Consider the following 18302-nt stretch of genomic DNA (forward strand, 5'->3'; position numbering starts at 1 on the left):
AATAACGCCATAATTAAAGATATAATTTTGATACCAAGGCAATCAACAAAACAAAATAAAATCAACAATAAAATCCGTTTGAGATCACACAATATAAAATAGCAACAATAATAACTAAAGAAACCTAAAAAATAACTTATATGGGAATGATAACTTCCCTTATTCTATTTTAATGCATAAAAAATCCGGTATAATAAATACATACCGGATTACCAAACCAGAACTAAATAATTGAGTACTTCCTTAATATATCAGTATTATGAAGTCTCCTCGTCATAGTTGATTGCCAGCTTCCTATTCAAAATCTGAGCTAAAGCGGTTTTATTTTCATCATCCTCCAATAAACTAAAATGGTTACCCGGTATCGCAATCAGCTTAAGCGAAGTGTCAGTTATTATCTGCGCCCAGCCTAACGATGGGTCTATATTTAAGGCATCCGGCGTTTCATCCTCCACAAAAGAAATAGCAGGAGAAGGTTCTACCGCATAGAACTGATGCAGCGTTATTGCTAATGCTGACGGCTCATAATCCGCAACGATTTGTGAGTAACGCGCGATCTGTTCCCAACGCTTTGCAATCACATCAGCATGCAAACTTGCCGGATATAACGCCAATTTCTGTGCCGCTTCAATAAACTGAACCAAATTCAACTCATCAATTCTCCGGTACAACGCCGCAACCTCTTCTAGACACTCTTCTCCTGACTGACGAGCCAGCTCAGTAAAGAAATGATGTTTAGGTTGCATAGCGTCTTTGCCAAAATAATGAGGCGCAGACGTATCAATCAATCCCAAGAAATTAACCGATTCTCCAGTACTCAAAAGTCGTTGAGCAATGGCATAAGCCAATATCCCACCAGAAGAATAGCCGTTTATCCGGTACGGGCCTGATGGTTGTACCGCTTTCATCAGGGTGATCATTCTGGCCGCCTGCTCCTCCATCGTTGACATCGGTTTTTCACTGATGGATGGCCAAGGCAGCGCATAAATCGGATAACCTGACTGCATATGATTAGCCAGCCCGAAGACATAAGAATAATCACCCATGCCACTGGGAACAAAGAACAATGGCAGCCCAGTTCCGTCAGGTCGCACCGATATAGCGCTATTTTGCGGCTGAGACAATAAATCTGAGGTGATTTTCGATGCCAATTCGGACAACACCGGGAATTGGAACACAGCATTCAATGTAAAAATCAAACCCCGACCAGCGGCAAGATTCATCATTCGCATAGCAAGCAACGAGTGACCGCCCAACGCGAAGAAATTGTCATACCGGCTAACCTGCTCAATCCCTAGCAATTCACCCCAAATCGCCGCTAATACGGTTTCCGTTTCTCCTTGCGGCGCTTCGTAAGCCTGACGAACAAACGCTTCACTGTCCGGCTCCGGTAACGCATGACGATCCAACTTACCGTTTGGCGTCAATGGAAAGGCGTCCAGACGTACAAAGGCTGACGGCACCATATAGTCAGGTAAAATGGCGCTCAAATGAGTACGCAAGTTATTCGCTAACTTCTCATCCGCTTGCGCCACCACATAAGCCACCAAGCGTTTGTCCTGCCCTTCACCCAATGCCAGCACCACAGATTTACTGACCGCAGGATGCTCTACCAATCGAGCCTCAATTTCACCCGGTTCAACACGGAAGCCCCGAACTTTCACCTGATGATCATTACGTCCCAGGAATTCCAGATTGCCATCCGGCAAGTAGCGAACCAAATCCCCAGTTCGATACATCCGTGCATTTGGATTATCGCTAAACGGATCAGTCAGGAAGTATTCAGCGGTCAGTTCAGCACGATTGAGATAACCCCGCGCTACACCAACTCCCCCAATATACAATTCCCCCACCGCGCCTAACGGTACTGGCTGCCCCTGGATATCAAGCAGGTAAACACGTGTATTCGGCAGCGGACGACCAATAATATTAGCCTGACCTATCCCCTCGTTTAGGCAGGATGTCGTCGTGGTAATCGTGGCTTCTGTAGGACCGTAGCAATTAGCGAGAACTGGGTATTCACCGTGAGCCGATAACCAACGTTGTAACTCATGATCAGGTATCGCTTCCCCACCAATGCAAATAATTCTTAAGCCCTGATAGATATCGCCTTTATTAATATTCGATATTATCCGCCAGAATTGGGCAGGTATTGCAATGTAAGTAATTTGATAAGACTCACACAGACGCCAGAACTCCTGCGCACTCAGGAGCCACTGATTTGTTCTCAGAACTAATTGCGCCCCCAGTGTTATTGCGCAAAATATTTCTGATGCGCAAACGTCAAAAGAAGGGTTGCAAAATTGTAATATACGGTCAGAGGCGCTAAGCGACCACTTCATGTTCAGCGAAGTAATTTGACTGACCAGTTGCCTATGTTCAACCATTACGCCCTTTGGCGTGCCGGTCGAACCGGAGGTGTAAATCACATACGCCAGATGTCGTGAAGTCAATTCAGGTATCTGTGGATTGCTGTCTGGCTGATCAGGCAAGGTATTCGGATCAAGCACTGCCAGCCCGGTAAACACATTCTCGCCCAACGCGGTGCGCCCAACAGTATCAGCAAGTAAAATAACCGGTGAAACATCGGCCAAAATATGCGTCAGTCGTTCGCCCGGATAATCCGGGTCCAACGGCACATAAGCCGCGCCCGCCTTCAGCACCGCCAATAATCCCACTATCATCGCCGGAGAGCGCGCCACGCAAATCGCCACCCGTTGCTCAGGCAAGGCACCCAACGCAATCAACTGATGGGCCAACCGGTTGGCACGGGCATTTAATTCGGCATAACTGAGAATTTGCTCCTCATACACTAACGCTATCGCGTCCGGGGTTTGCTCTACCTGTTGTTCAAACAATTGATGAATACATAACGGGTTCAGATACGAGGTTTCCGTTGCATTCCAAGTGTTTAACAGCAACGTACACTCCGTTTCAGGCAGAATGTTCAATGTCCGTACCGGCGTTTCCGGGGTCTGTTCCAGTGCCTCTACCAAGCTTTCCAGTGCTTGTTGCATATAGCCACATACCCGTTCAGACTCAAACGGCTGGATCACTTGAGCAGTCAGCCCCAGCGCGCTGCCAAAATCTTCCACCGACAAGGCAAACGGATAGTTGGTAAACTCCTGCGCACCAAGGAATTCAATACCGTCCATCGTTTCATCCAAAGGATCTGGCTGATCATTATGTCGGTAGTTCAACAGGGCGCTAAACAGTGGAATACCATCCTGCACCCCGCTACAACGTTGGGCCAACGCCAGTGAGGCATGTTCATGTTCCAACAATCCCGCTAATCGGCTATGTACTGCCCGTACACTATCACGCACCGGCGTATCATCCATATCCAGCCGCAACGGCAAGGTATTGATAAACAGCCCCATGCCGCTGTCAACCCCTTTCCCCACTGCCATACGCCCAAATATTACGGTACCGAACACCACCTGTTCCTGTCCGCTGGTACGGGACAACACCTGCGCCCAAGCCAGATGACATAAAGCAGCCAAACTCACCCCCAAACGCCGTGCTTGACCACGCAGACGGTTATTCAGCTCAGGCGCCAACATCCGCTGCGATTCCGTCACCTGCGAACCATCACGATGCACTTCCGTCAATCCGAATGGCAGCGTGGGTTCATCTACTCCGGCCAACATGTCGGTAAAGAAACGGATATGCGCTTCCTGACTCACCCCTAGCCGGGCCTGCGCCACCAAATTGCGGAAAGGTGTCGGCGCTGGCAGGTTCTCCTCCTGTCCATCCAGATAAGCTTGTACTTCACGGTTCATCACGTCGAGCGTGGTATGGTCGCCAATCAAATGATGCAGTAATTGCAATACCATCCAACGGCCATCCGTTTCCTGTGCCGCCACAAAGCGCAATAACGGGGCTTCGCTCAGGTCTAAACGATGGAGGCGGGGATCAAAACGTTCAGTCAATTGCCCGCTAACCGGTCCATCGGCTGGGTTTAGCGTCAGCTCAGTCACCGACAAGGATGCCTGACGCCAAACCACTTGGGCAGGCACTGACAATCCTTGCCAGATAAAAGCGGTACGCAGGATATCGTGTCTATTAATCACCTGTTGCACCGCCGCCAGATAACGGTCTAGCAGAGTCCGCTCAGTAAAGACCATCTGGCCGGTTAATAAATAGGGGTCCCCTTTGTTTGCCAGTAGGTGGTGGAACAAAATACCGTCCTGCAACGGCGACAAGGCATAGATATCCTGAATATTGACAACCCCGCCCGGTACTTGCCCGACAATGCGGTCAATGTCAGTCTGAGTCAAATCAATCAGCGGCAACATTTCTGTCGTCAGCGCCGTGGTTTTCGGGGTGATGACATTAGCTGGCACAATGACGGCTTGATGCTGTCCCAACGTTTGGGCCAGATCTGACAGCACCGGAGACTGGAACAGATCACGCGCCGCCAGTGTCAACCCCAAGTGGCGCAAGCGTTCAATCATGCGTACAGCGAGCAGTGAATGGCCTCCCAATGCAAAGAAGCTGTCATACCGGCTAACCTGTTCAACCCCCAGTAATTCACGCCAAATCGCCGCTAGCGTTATTTCCGTTTCGCCTTGCGGCGCTACGAAAACCTGACGGGCAACGGCTTCACTATCCGGTGCCGGCAGCGCCCGACGATCCAACTTACCGTTCGAGGTCAAGGGAAACGCATCCAAACGCACAAAAGCTGACGGCACCATATAATCAGGTAAGATTTTACTCAGGTGAGCACGCAAGTTATTCACCAGATCATCATTTTCGGCTGCCACCACATAGGCCACCAGCCGTTTCTCCGCTCCATCACCTAACGCCAATACCGCCGCCTCACGCACCGTCGGGTGTTCTACCAGACGCGCCTCAATTTCTCCCGGTTCAATCCGAAAACCCCGGATTTTAACCTGCTGGTCATTACGGCCCAGAAATTCCAGATTACCGTCTGGCAAATAGCGAGCCAAATCCCCGGTCCGGTACATGTGCGCCTCTGGGTCATCACTAAACGGATCGACAAGGAAACGTTCAGCCGTTAACTCAGGGCGATTGAGATAACCTTGGGCTACCCCATCGCCACCGACATAAATTTCACCGATCACCCCTGGCGGTACCGGCTGACCATAAGCATCCAGCAGATAAACCCGTGTATTCGCTATCGGCCGGCCAATGGGGATTCGGGTCACTCCCTGTGGTAACGCCTCGATAGGATACATGGTGGTAAAGGTGGTTCCCTCACTCGGACCATAAGCCTGCAATAATTGTTGTGGCGGACGATTATCCAGAACCTGAGCAATCACCTGTAAATCGGGTATATCTCCGCCGAAAATCAGGATTTTAATTTGCGGAAGAATGGGAGATAACTCTGCCGCCAACCGGTTAAATAATCCGATAGTTAGCCACAGAACCGTGATGCGGTGATCCTGTAAAGTCAGTACTAACTCCTGTGGCGTCAATAATGTGGCGCGATCGATAACCACTAAAGCACCACCGTTAAGCAACGGCGCCCAAACTTCAAACGTGCTGGCATCGAAAGCGGGATTAGCGGTAAAGGCAACCCGATCCTCCGGTCCGATGTCGGCATAGCCATTATTGATGACCAGCCGGACCATAGCACGATGCTGCACCAAAACTCCTTTGGGTGTGCCGGTAGAACCGGAGGTATACATGATATACGCCAACTCGGTGCTGGAACGCGGCAAATCAGGGTTAGCACGATCTTGCTCTCTGTTCGCATTTTTCTCATCCGAGAGACGTAGTAGCGGAATAGTCAAGTTAGCTGGAATATCAGTCCGTGCATCGGTGAGCAGCAACCGGGCAGAACAATCACTTATCAGCCAATGTTTCCGCTCATCCGGCATACTGGGATCAACCGGCACGTAAACAGCGCCGGCTTTGAGAATCGCCAATTGGGCCACCACTAGCTCCATCGAGCGCTCTAACAGGATCGCAACATGATCATCCGGACAAATTCCCTGTTCGATTAGCTGATGAGCCAACCGGTTAGCACATGTATTCAGCTCCGTATAGCTTAAGGTTTTATCTCCCGCTATCAGCGCCGTTGCCTCTGGGGTTTTCTCTACCTGCTGCTCAAACAATTGATGAATACATAACGCATCAGGATAGGCGGTTTCCGTGGCGTTCCAGGTTTCCAGCAACAACATGCGTTCTGTTTCCGGCAGGATGTTCAACGCCCGTATCGGTGTTTCCGGGGTTTGCTCCAAAGCTTCCACCAGACTCTCCAACGCCTGTTGCATATAACCGCATAGGCTTTCCGGATCAAACGGTTGCACTACCTGAGCCGTCAGCCCCAGTGCATCGCCAAAATCCTCCACCGACAGCACAAATGGGTAGTTAGTTCGCTCCTGTGCGTCAAGAAATTCAATACCACTGATAAGTTCATCTGACATTGCCGACAAAGCATTGTGCCGATAGTTCAACAGCGCACTAAAGAGTGGCGTACCGCTGGCAACCCCGCTGCAACGTTGAGCCAATGCCAGTGAAGCATGCTCATGCGCCAATAATCCGGCAAGCCGGGTATGTGCGGTCTGCACACTGTCCCGTACTGGGGTATCATCGATATCCAGCCGCAACGGCAAGGTATTGATAAACAACCCCATGCCATTGTCAACACCGTCCCCCGCCTGCATACGCCCAAACAACACCGTACCAAACACGATACTCTGCTGACCACTGGTACAGGATAACACCTGTGCCCAAGCCAGATGACACAGCGCCGCCAGACTGACACCCAAACGCCGGGCCTGACTACGCAAACGGTCATTTAGCTCAGGAACCAACATCCGATGGGATTCCGTCACCTGTGAACCATCACGATGTACCTCCGTCAGCCCGAATGGTAATGTCGATTCATCCACCTCCGCCAACATCTCGGTAAAGAAGCGGGTGTGCTCTTCCTGACTAACGCCCAATTGGGCCTGTGCCACCAAATTGCGGAAAGGAACCGGCGCCGGCAAGCTCTCCTCTTGCCCCATCAGATACGCCTGCACTTCACGGTGCATGACTTCCATCGTTTCATGGTCGCCGATCAAATGATGATGCAATTCCAGTAAAAACCAACGACCATCGGTTTCCTGAGCGATGACAAAACGCAGTAGCGGCGCCTGACTCAGGTCAAGACGATGATGACGCGAATCAAAACGCTGAGTTAACTGGTCACTGACCGGGCCGTCAGCCGGGTTCAGCGTCAGCTCCGTCACGGACAGTGGGGCCTGACGCCAGACCACTTGTGCCGGCATTGACAATCCTTGCCAGATAAAGGCGGTACGCAGAATATCGTGCCGCTCAATGATTCGCTGAATCGCCGCCAAATAACGATCCAACAGCGCCCGATCAGCAAAAACCATCTGGCTGATTAACAGATACGGATCACCTTCCTTCTCCAGCAAATGGTGGAACAAAATACCATCCTGCAACGGCGACAATGCATAGATATCCTGAATATTCGCCACTCCGCCCGGTACCTGTTCGACGATATGGTCAATATCAGCCTGAGTTAAATCAATCAGCGGCAACATCGCCGGTGTCAGCGCCGTCGTATCCGGTGTAATACGGTTGTCGGGCACCTGAATTTCATCATGCTGAACTAGAGACTGGGCCAGAACACGAAGTGTTGGATATTGGAATAGCGTTTGTACCGATACCCCCAAACCAATACGCCGCAATCGTTCAATCATGCGCACGGCAAGCAGTGAATGACCGCCCAGAGCAAAGAAGCTGTCATGCCGACTAATCTGCTCAACATTCAGCAATTCACACCAAACAGCCGCCAGCATCGTTTCTATCTTCCCTTGCGGGGCTTCATAAACCTGACGAGCAAACGCCGCTTCCCCCGGCACCGGCAGAGCCCGACGATCCAACTTGCCATTCGGCGTCTGCGGGAAGCTATCCAGCCGCACAAAGGCCGCCGGGACCATATAGTCAGGTAAAACTGCACTCAGATGTTCACGTAAATCAGCAGTCAATCCTTCATGTGCTTCCGCCGCCACATAGGCAACCAGCCGTTTGCCCAGTTCATCATCCAGCGCCAGCACCGCCGCTTCTTGCACCGCCGGGTGTTCCGCCAGCCGAGCCTCAATTTCCCCTAACTCAACCCGGAAGCCGCGAATTTTAACCTGTTGGTCGTTACGCCCCAGGAATTCCAACTCACCGTTCGGCAGATAACGTGCTAAATCTCCGGTGCGATACATCCGTGCGTCAGACACCGGACTAAAGTGATCCGGTATAAAACGTTCCTCGCTCAATGTCAGCCGGTTCAGATAACCTCGCGCCACACCCACGCCGCCAATATACATTTCGCCAATGCAGCCTAACGGCACAGGTTGGCCGTGTCTGTCCAGCAGGTAGACGCGAGTATTCCTAATCGGCCAACCGACAGAACGATCATCTTTTGGCGATAATATTTCTTTACAGGTCGCCGTCACGGTATTTTCCGTCGGGCCATAAGCGTTCAATAGCTGAGGTCGGTGGCCTTCCTGCCTAAACCAGTTCTGAATGGCGTTCTTTTTGACCGCCTCACTGCCAATGATGATAAGTCTGAGACACTCCGGCAGCGGTAATCCATTGTCTCTGGCCGCCAGTTCAGACCAGAATAAGGTCGGCAGAAACATCACCGTGATACGGTTTTGCCGGGCTAAAGCAATAAATTCCGGCATTGAAGCCAGCCAGCTATCATCGCGAATAACCAGTGCGGCGCCGTTGCATAACGTCGAGAAACACTCTTCTACTGAAACATCAAATGCAAAAGCAGCAAATTGCAATACCCGGTCTTGTGCCGTAACGGCATAGTGTTCATTCACCCCTAAATGACGCTGATAGACCGCCTGATGTTCCACCATCACCCCTTTCGGCTGCCCGGTTGAACCAGAGGTGTAAATTACATAGGCCAGATGCTGCGGCGTCAACGCCAAAATCTGCGGGTTGCTGTCCGGTTGGTCAGGTTGGCTATTCGGATCAAATACCGTCAGCCCGGCCAGCGCCTCGTCACCCAGCGCAGCCTGTCCAGTCGCATCAGCTAATACCACTGATGGGGCAGTGTCATTCAGGATATACGTCAGACGCTCCGCCGGGTAGGTTGAGTCCAGCGGCACATAAGCTCCTCCGGCTTTCAACACCGCCAGCAACGCCGCCACCATCGCTGGTGAGCGTGCCACGCAAATCGCCACCCGTTGCTCCGGTGTTACGCCAAATGCAATCAGTTGATGGGCCAACCGGTTGGCGCGGGCATTTAATTCAGCATAACTAAGCGTCTGCTCTTGATACACCAGCGCCATCGCATCAGGAGTTTTCTCCACCTGTTGTTCAAACAACTGATGAATGCATAACGCCTCAGGATACGGAGTCTCCGTGGCGTTCCAGGTTTCCAATAACAACCTGCGTTCGGTTTCCGGCAGGATATTCAGTGCTCGTACCGGCATCTCTGGGGCCTGGTCAAGGGCCTCTACCAAACTCTCCAGCGCCTGCTGCATATAATTGCATAGACTTTCCGGATCAAACGGTTGCGCCACATGAGCGATCAACCCCAATGTAGAGCCATCATCCTCCACCGACATCCCGAAGGGATAGTTAGTGCTCTCCTGTTCGCCTAGGAACTCAATCCCCTCCATCGTTTCATCCAAAGGATCTGACTGATCATTATGCCGGTAGTTCATCAGGGCGCTAAAGAGCGGCGTACCACTGGCAACACCACTGCATCGTTGAGCCAGCGCCAGTGAAGCATGCTCATGCTCCAACAATCCCGCCAGCCGGGCATGTACGGCCTGTACACTATCACGTAATGGCGTATCATTGATGTCCAGCCGTAACGGCAGGGTATTAATAAACAGCCCCATCCCACTATCAGCCCCTTCTCCCGCCGCCATGCGCCCAAACAGCACGGTGCCAAACACCACTTTTTCCTGACCGCTGGTACAGGACAACACCTGCGCCCAGGCCAAATGACACAACGCCGCCAAACTGACACCCAAACGCCGAGCCTGACTACGCAAATGGTCATTTAAACTGGCCGTCAGCAACCGATGGCATTCTATCTCCTGAGATCCATCACGATGCACATCCGTCAGTCCGAACGGCAGCGTTGGCTCATCCACCTCCGCCAACATCTCGGTAAAGAAACGGGTATGCTCTTCCTGATCCCCCCCTAATCGGGCCTGAGCCACCAGATTGCGGAACGGTACTGGGTCAGGCAGGCTATTCCCTTGTCCGGCAAGGAACGCCTGCACTTCACGGTTCATCACTTTCATTGCGGTATGGTCGCCAATCAGGTGATGCTGCAATTCCAGTAACAACCAGCGGCCATCGTTCTCCTGCGCCGCCACAAAACGCAACAACGGCGCCTGATCTAAATCGAGACGATAATGACGCGGATTAAAACGTTGAACGAGTTGATCACGAACCGGACCATCAGCCGGGTTCAGTGTCAGCTCAGTCACCGACAAAGATGCCTGACGCCAAACTACCTGAACCGGCGCTGACAACGTTTGCCAGATAAAGGCGGTACGCAGAATATCGTGGCGATCAATCACCTGTTGCACTGCCGCTAAATAACGGTCTAGCAGAGACCGATCAGCAAAGGCCATCTGACTGATCACCAGATAGGGATCACCTTCGTTTGCCAATAAGTGGTGGAACAAGATACCGTCCTGCAACGGCGACAGGGCATAGATATCCTGAATATTGGCTATCCCACCCGGCGCCTGCCCGACGATATGGTCAATCTCAGCCTGAGTCAGATCAATCAGCGGCAACATTTCCGGAGTGATTTTCGTCGTCGCTGACGTAATCACATTCGGCGGCGCCACCATAACCGGTTGCTGCCCCAAGGTTTGCGCCAATTCAAACAACACTGGCGACTGGAACAGGTCACGCACCGCCAGCGTTAAACCCAAGTGACGCAAGCGTTCAACCATCCGTACAGCGAGCAGCGAGTGACCACCCAACGCAAAAAAGCTGTCATATCGGCTAACTTGTTCAATCCCCAGTAATTCACGCCAGATTACTGCCAACGCCATTTCCGTTTCTCCTTGCGGCGCAGCATAAACCTGACGGGCCAAAGCTTCATTGTCCGGCGCCGGCAATGCCCGGCGATCCAACTTACCATTCGGGGTCAATGGAAACCCATCCAGACGCACAAAGGCTGTCGGCACCATGTAATCCGGTAAAATGGCGCTCAGGTGATCACGCAGACTAGTCGCCAGCCCCTCATGGGCTTCCGCCGCCACATAGGCCACCAGCCGTTTATCCGGCCCATCGCCTAGCGTCAACACAGCCGCCTCACGCACCGCCGGATGCTCCACCAGACGCGTCTCAATTTCCCCCGGTTCAATGCGGAAACCGCGGATTTTAACCTGTTGGTCATTACGGCCCAGGAATTCCAGATTGCCATCCGGCAGATAACGGGCCAAATCCCCAGTCCGGTACATGCACGCATCCGGTTGATCACTAAAGGGATCTATCAGGAAACGTTCAGCCGTCTGGTCAGGGCGATTAAGATAGCCGCAAGCAACCCCATCTCCCCCCACATAAATCTCACCAATCGCACCTAACGGTACCGGCAGACCGTAAGCATCCAGCAGATAAATACGCGCATTGGCTATCGGTCGGCCAATGGGGATTCGGGTCACTCCCTGCGCTAATGCCACGATAGGATACATAGTAGTAAACGTGGTTCCCTCACTCGGCCCATAAGCCTGCAAGAGTTGTTGTGGCGGACGATTATCCAGAACCTGAGCAATCACATGTAAATCAGGTATGTCTCCCCCGAAAATCAGGATTTTAATCTGCGGAAGAACCGGGGATAACTCTGCCGCCAGCCGATTAAACAAGCCGATAGTCAGCCACAGCACTGTGATGTGGTTAGCCTGTAAAACCTGAACTAACTCCTGTGGCGTTAATAACGTGGCACGGTCAATAACCACTAATGTCCCGCCATTGAGCAGTGGCGCCCAGACTTCAAATGTACTGGCATCGAAAGCCGGGTTAGCCGTAAAAGCAACCCGGTCATCCGGTCCAATTTCAGCATAGCCATTATTGATAACCAACCGGACCACCGCACGATGCGGTACCAACACCCCTTTGGGAGTACCGGTAGAACCAGAGGTGTACATGATATACGCTAAATCGGCGCTGGAATGCGGTAAATCAGGGTTGAGGCAATCTTCCTCTCTGCTCGTGTCTGTCTCATCCGAGAAACGAAACAGCGGAACAGCCAGGTTAACCGGAATATCCGTCTGTATATCGGTGAGCAGCAACCGAGCGGAACAATCATTTATTAACCAGTTTTTCCGTTCATCCGGCACACTGGGATCAACCGGCACGTAAACGGCGCCGACTTTAAGAATAGCCAATTGAGCTACCACCAGTTCTATCGATCGCTCTAGCAGAAGCGCAATATGATCACCGGGACACACCCCTTGTTCGATCAACTGACGAGCCAGCCGGTTAGCACGGGCATTCAGCTCTGTATAACACAGGGTTTTATCTCCGGCTATCAGCGCCGTCGCTGTTGGGGTTTTCGCCACCTGTTGTTCAAACAACTGATGGATACATAACTGTTCAGGATAGACGGTTTCCGTGGCGTTCCAAGTTTCTAACAACAAGGTACGCTCTGCTTCCGGTAAGATGTCCAATACCCGAACAGGCATTTCCGGGGTTTGCTCCAGCGCTTCCACCAGACTCTCCAGCGCCTGTTGCATATAACCGCATAGGCTTTCCGGATCAAACGGTTGCACTACCTGAGCCGTCAGCCCCAGCGTAGAGCCGCCGTCCTCTACTGACAGCACAAACGGATAGTTAGTTCGCTCCTGTTCGCCCAAGAATTCAATCCCGGCCATTGTTTCATCCAAAGGATCTGGTTGCTCATTATGGCGATAATTCAACAGGGCGCTAAAGAGCGGCACACCGCTGTCAACCCCACTGCATCGTTGAGCCAACGCCAACGGAGCATGCTCATGCTCCAACAATTCAGCCAGTCGCAGATGCGCCTCCCGCACACTATCCCGTACCGGGGTCTCATCCATATCCAGCCGCAGCGGCAGGGTATTGATAAACAATCCCATTCCTTCCCCCACGGCCATGCGCCCAAACAGGACGGTCCCAAACACCACTTTCTCCTGTCCGCTGGTACGCGATAACACCTGCGCCCAGGCCAGATGACACAACGCCGCCAAACTGACGCCCAAACGCCGAGCTTGACTGCGCAGACGATCATTTAGTTCAGGAACCAACATCCGATGGGATTCCGTCTTCTGAGATCCATCACGATGCACGCCCGTCAGCCCGAACGGCAACGTTGGCTCATCCACTGCCGCCAACATATCAGTGAAGAAACGAGTATGCGCTGCCTGACTCACTCCCAACCGGGCTTCAGCCACCAGATTGCGGAACGGCACTGGCACCGGCAAAGACTCCCCTTGTCCGGCAAAATAGGCCTGTACTTCACGATGCATGACTTCCATCGTTTCGTGATCGCCAATCAAGTGATGCTGCAATTCCAGTAAAAACCAGCGGCCATCGGTTTCCTGGGCGATAACAAAATGCAGTAGCGGCGCCTGACTCAAGTCAAGACGATACTGAGCGGGATCAAAACGCCGGGTTAACTGGTCAATCACTGGGCCGTCAGCCGGGTCTAATGTCAATTCCGTCACAGGCAACCGTGCCCGACGCAAGACCACCTGCGCCGGGACTGACAACCCTTGCCAAATAAACGCCGTCCGCAAGATATCATGGCGATCAATCGTCTGTTGTACTGCCGCCAGATAACGATCCAGCAAAGAGCGGTTAGCAAAAGCCACCGGATAGAGCACCAGATAGGGGTCGCCTTCCTGTTCCAACAAGTGGTGGAACAGGATACCGTCCTGTAACGGCGACAACGCATAGATATCCTGAATGTTCGTTATCCCACCCGGCACCTGCTCGACGATGCGGTCAATGTCAGCCTGAGTCAAATCAATCAGCGGCAACATCTCCGGCGTCAACGCCGTGATTGTCGGCACGATGACGTTAGGCGGGACTATTACAGCCTGATGCTGTCCCAACGTTTGAGCCAATGCTGACAGCACCGGCGACTGGAACAGATCACGCGCTGTCAGTGTCAAACCCAGGTGGCGCAAACGCTCAATCATCTGCACGCCGAGTAGGGAATGACCGCCCAACGCAAAGAAACTATCATGCCGACTTATTTGTTCAATACCCAATAACTCACGCCAGACGGCTGCCAGGGTGATTTCCGCTTTCCCTTGCGGGGCTTCATAAATCTGACGGGCAAAATCGTCTTCCCCCGGTGCAGGCAACGCCCGGCGATCTAACTTGCCGCTCGGGGTCTGCGGGAAGGTATCCAGACGTACAAAGACCGCCGGTACCATATAATCAGGTAAAATAGCACTCAAGTATTCACGCAAATCAGCCGCCAATCTCTCATTCGCTTGCGCCGCCACATAAGCCACCAGCCGTTTACCCTGATCGCCATCCAATGCCAACACTGCCGCCTCTTGTACCGCCGGGTGTTCCGTCAGCCGGGTTTCAATTTCCCCCAGTTCAATCCGGAAACCGCGAATTTTAACCTGCTCATCGTTACGGCCCAGAAATTCTAAGTCACCATCCGGTAGGTAGCGGGCCAAATCCCCAGAGCGATACATCCGCGCACCAGATACCGGACTAAAAGTATCCAGCATAAAACGTTCCACGCTCAACGCCGGCCGGTTCAGATACCCTCGCGCCACACCCACGCCGCCAATATACATCTCACCTACGCAGCCTGTGGGTACCAGTTCGCCATATTTGTCCAGCAGGTAGATACGGGCATTTTTAGCCGGTCGGCCGATAGAACGGGCATCCTCTGGAGATAACACGTCCTTATAGGTCACCGTCACCGTGTTTTCCGTTGGGCCATAACCATTCAATAGCCGGGGCCGGTGACCTGCCTGTCTAAACCAGTCCTGAATAGCGCTTTTTTTCACCGCCTCCCCCCCAATAATGATGAGCCGGAGGCAATCCGACAGCGGTAATCCCGGATCTCTGGCGGCCAATTCAGACCAGAATAAAGTCGGCAGCGACATCGCCGTAATACGATATTGTCGGGTTAAGGCAACAAATTCCGGTATCGAAGCCAGCCAGCTATCATCCCGGATAACCAGTGTGGCCCCGTTGCATAATGACGAGAAGAAATCTTCCACTGAAACATCAAACGCAAACGCGGCAAATTGCAATAGCCGATCTTGTGCAGTGACGGCATAGGTGTCATTAAAGCCCAGATAACGTTGATAAATCGCCTGATGTTCCACCATCACCCCTTTCGGCTGCCCGGTAGAACCGGAGGTGTAAATCACATAGGCCAGATGTTGCGGCGTCAACGCCGGAATCTTCGGATTGCTGTCGGGTTGATCAAGTTGGATATTCGGATCAAGTATCGTCATTCCTGCAAGCGCCTGTTCGCCCAGCGCTGCCCGGCCAGCTTCATCAACCAGTACCACTGACGGAGCACTGTCACTCAGAATATACGCCAGACGTTCCCTCGGATAAGTTGAATCCAACGGCACATAAGCCCCGCCGGCTTTCAGCACTGCCAGCAATGACACCACCATCATCGGAGAGCGTTCCACACAAATCGCTACCCGCCGGTCCGGTGTGACGCCTAGCGCAATCAATTGATGAGCCAGCCGGTTAGCACGGATATTCAGTTCCGCATAACTGAGGGTCTGTTCTTGATATTCCAATGCTGTGGCGTGCGGGGCTTGTTCTGCCTGTTGCTCGAATAATTGATGAATACATAATGGGTCAGGATAAGGGGTTTCCGTGGCGTTCCAGGTTTCCAGTAGCAAGGTACGTTCAGCCTCAGATAACAAATCAAGCTGCCAGATAGGAATTTCCTCTCCCTGCCTTTTTGACGCTGCCAGCATCTGTAAATGTTCACCCATGCGCAGGACCACTTCCGCGCTCAGACGATTTTTATCGTAGATCCAACGAAAACTGCCCTGCGCATTGATTTGGAGCGTCAGCAATTCGCCCTGCGCCGTCTGATCACACGGTCTATCATCCTCTATCACAGCAACGGCGATCCGCCACGGCCGGTGGATTGTCAACGCTGGAATAGCCCACAATGAAGGAACGCGCGAGAGGAGATCACGACTAAATGTGTGGTGCCGGGTCAACCGGGCCAGCTCGCCATCCAGCCAGTTCGCTACCACATGCCAGGGCTTATCAAACTCCATCTCAACGACCATTGGCGCCACCGGCGCCAAATCTGCCGACTTATCGTTTACCCCATCCACGCACCAACCAATTTGGAATACTGTCTGTTGGGTCAAGCGCGCAAGATAGATAACGAATGCCTGCAACAACGTTTGTAATGGCTCCTCTTCACCGCTTTTTGGCAATGGGGAGTGCCAGTCACTGATTACCCAGCTAGGTTCCGCTTGTGCTCCGGCGGTTTCAAAAGGCAATTGGAGGGGTTGCAAAGCAGCAAGACGTTCACACCAAAATAATTCACTGGATGTAAACGTCTGGGGAATATTCTTTACATTCTGAGTCGGTGGTAAAGCGTCATTTACGTTGGTTATATTTTCTGACGTTTGAGAGAGGAGTTCAGCTTTAAAAGCACTTCCTGCTTGAGCAATGCTATCTTTCATTTACTACCTCAACGAATCTGTTAGAAATTTGAAAACTGTCATTTCTGACAACCATCACCCATATTTCTTTCTCACTTCTTGCCCCCAAGAAATAAAAACGGACACATCTGATATCAATTCAAGATATTCAGATACGGGATGTTATAGTCCGGTTAACAACAACCAATTAACAATTTCTTGACATTAATTTTCCTGACAACGAAATAAATAATTTATTTTATGATCCGGAATAAGATATTCCATTTTTGTTCCTGTTTTTTTAGATAAGTTCGATTAATTGACTACAATTTTAATTGGCTAATATTGAATTCCATCATTTAAAATGGAACCGTTAACTGCATTTATTTATGCATAAATACCAAATTACCACTGTGTTTTATCTATTTCCTATTAATATCTAATTGAAATGATTTCAAAAACAAACAGGAAATTTATAAAGATAAAATGAATAAATTAACCCTCAATTATAAAAAAAGTTTACTTTGATAATTACTTATAAAACAAATTCTTTGTCTTAATAATTAACCAATATCTCAATTACAAATGTAACTTATTCAACATTTACAAACCACCTTATATATTCAATTTTTTGAAAATATAAGACTGGGTTAAAAATAATTCATAACACACTATTTTTCAACAAATAAATAATATCCTTAATGTAAATGCCGTAAACGAACCAATACAAATTCAAATTAAATTCATTATATTGTTTTATAATAAAAATATTATAAAACCGATATAAATGTGATTATATTTAATACCAATGAGAAACAATTTAAAATTAGAAATGACTTTATTACACACTATATAATAATAAACATTATTTTTATAAAACAATAAGATATGTAATGAATCATTAATTGCAAGACAATATTCCCCAAGTAAATCGCTCTATACCCTATGGATTTCAAGATGCATCGCGACGGCAAGGGAGTGAATCCCCGGGAGCATAACAAACTATGTGACTGGGGTGAGCGAGTGTAGCCAACAAAGAGGCAACTTGAAAGATAACGGGTATATACCACCTCCCCTTCATAACTGATTACCAATGCCATATCCAAAGCCTGAACTAAAACAATTTTATTTTCATCATTTTCCAATAAACTAAAGTGATCACCCGGAATAGCAATTAGCTTAAGCGAAGTATCAGATATTATCTGTGCCCAGACTAGCGACGGAGAGATATTTAAAGGCTCTGACTTTTCATCCGTCACAAAAGAAATAGACGGGTAAGGTTCCATCTCATAAAACTGATGCAACATTACCGCTAATGTCGGTGGCTCATAATCTCTGACGATTTGCTCATAATTCTCTATCTGTTCCCAATTTTTGCGATCACATCAACACGCAAATTTGCCGGGGATATAACACCAATTTCTGTGCCTTGAGAGGGTTGCAAAGCATTCACACCAGAATAAATCACTGGAGGTAAACGTCCAGAGAATATTCTTTACGTTCTGAGTTGATGGCAAAGGGTCATTTACGACCTCAGCTAATTTGTTAGAAATTTGAAAACGATTATTCCTGACAGCCATCAACAACATTTATCTTTTAACTTATTTACCCTACTGAAAAAATAAAAACGTATATATCTGATATCAATTCAATATATTCATATACTAAATAGCATAGCCAGATTAATAACGACCAATTAGCAACGACAAATTAACA

General features: G+C 50.3%; 1 protein-coding gene. It reads right to left on the reverse strand.

Annotated elements, in window-relative coordinates:
* Window positions 1-257: 257 nt before the first annotated feature.
* A complete protein-coding gene (locus TI10_RS18225; RefSeq protein ID WP_049584792.1) occupies window positions 258-16628 on the reverse strand; it encodes a non-ribosomal peptide synthetase in 16371 nt (5456 codons plus the stop codon).
* Window positions 16629-18302 lie beyond the last annotated feature (1674 nt).

Origin of the sequence: Photorhabdus luminescens subsp. luminescens (assembly GCF_001083805.1) — a bacterium.
Lineage (GTDB): Bacteria > Pseudomonadota > Gammaproteobacteria > Enterobacterales > Enterobacteriaceae > Photorhabdus > Photorhabdus luminescens.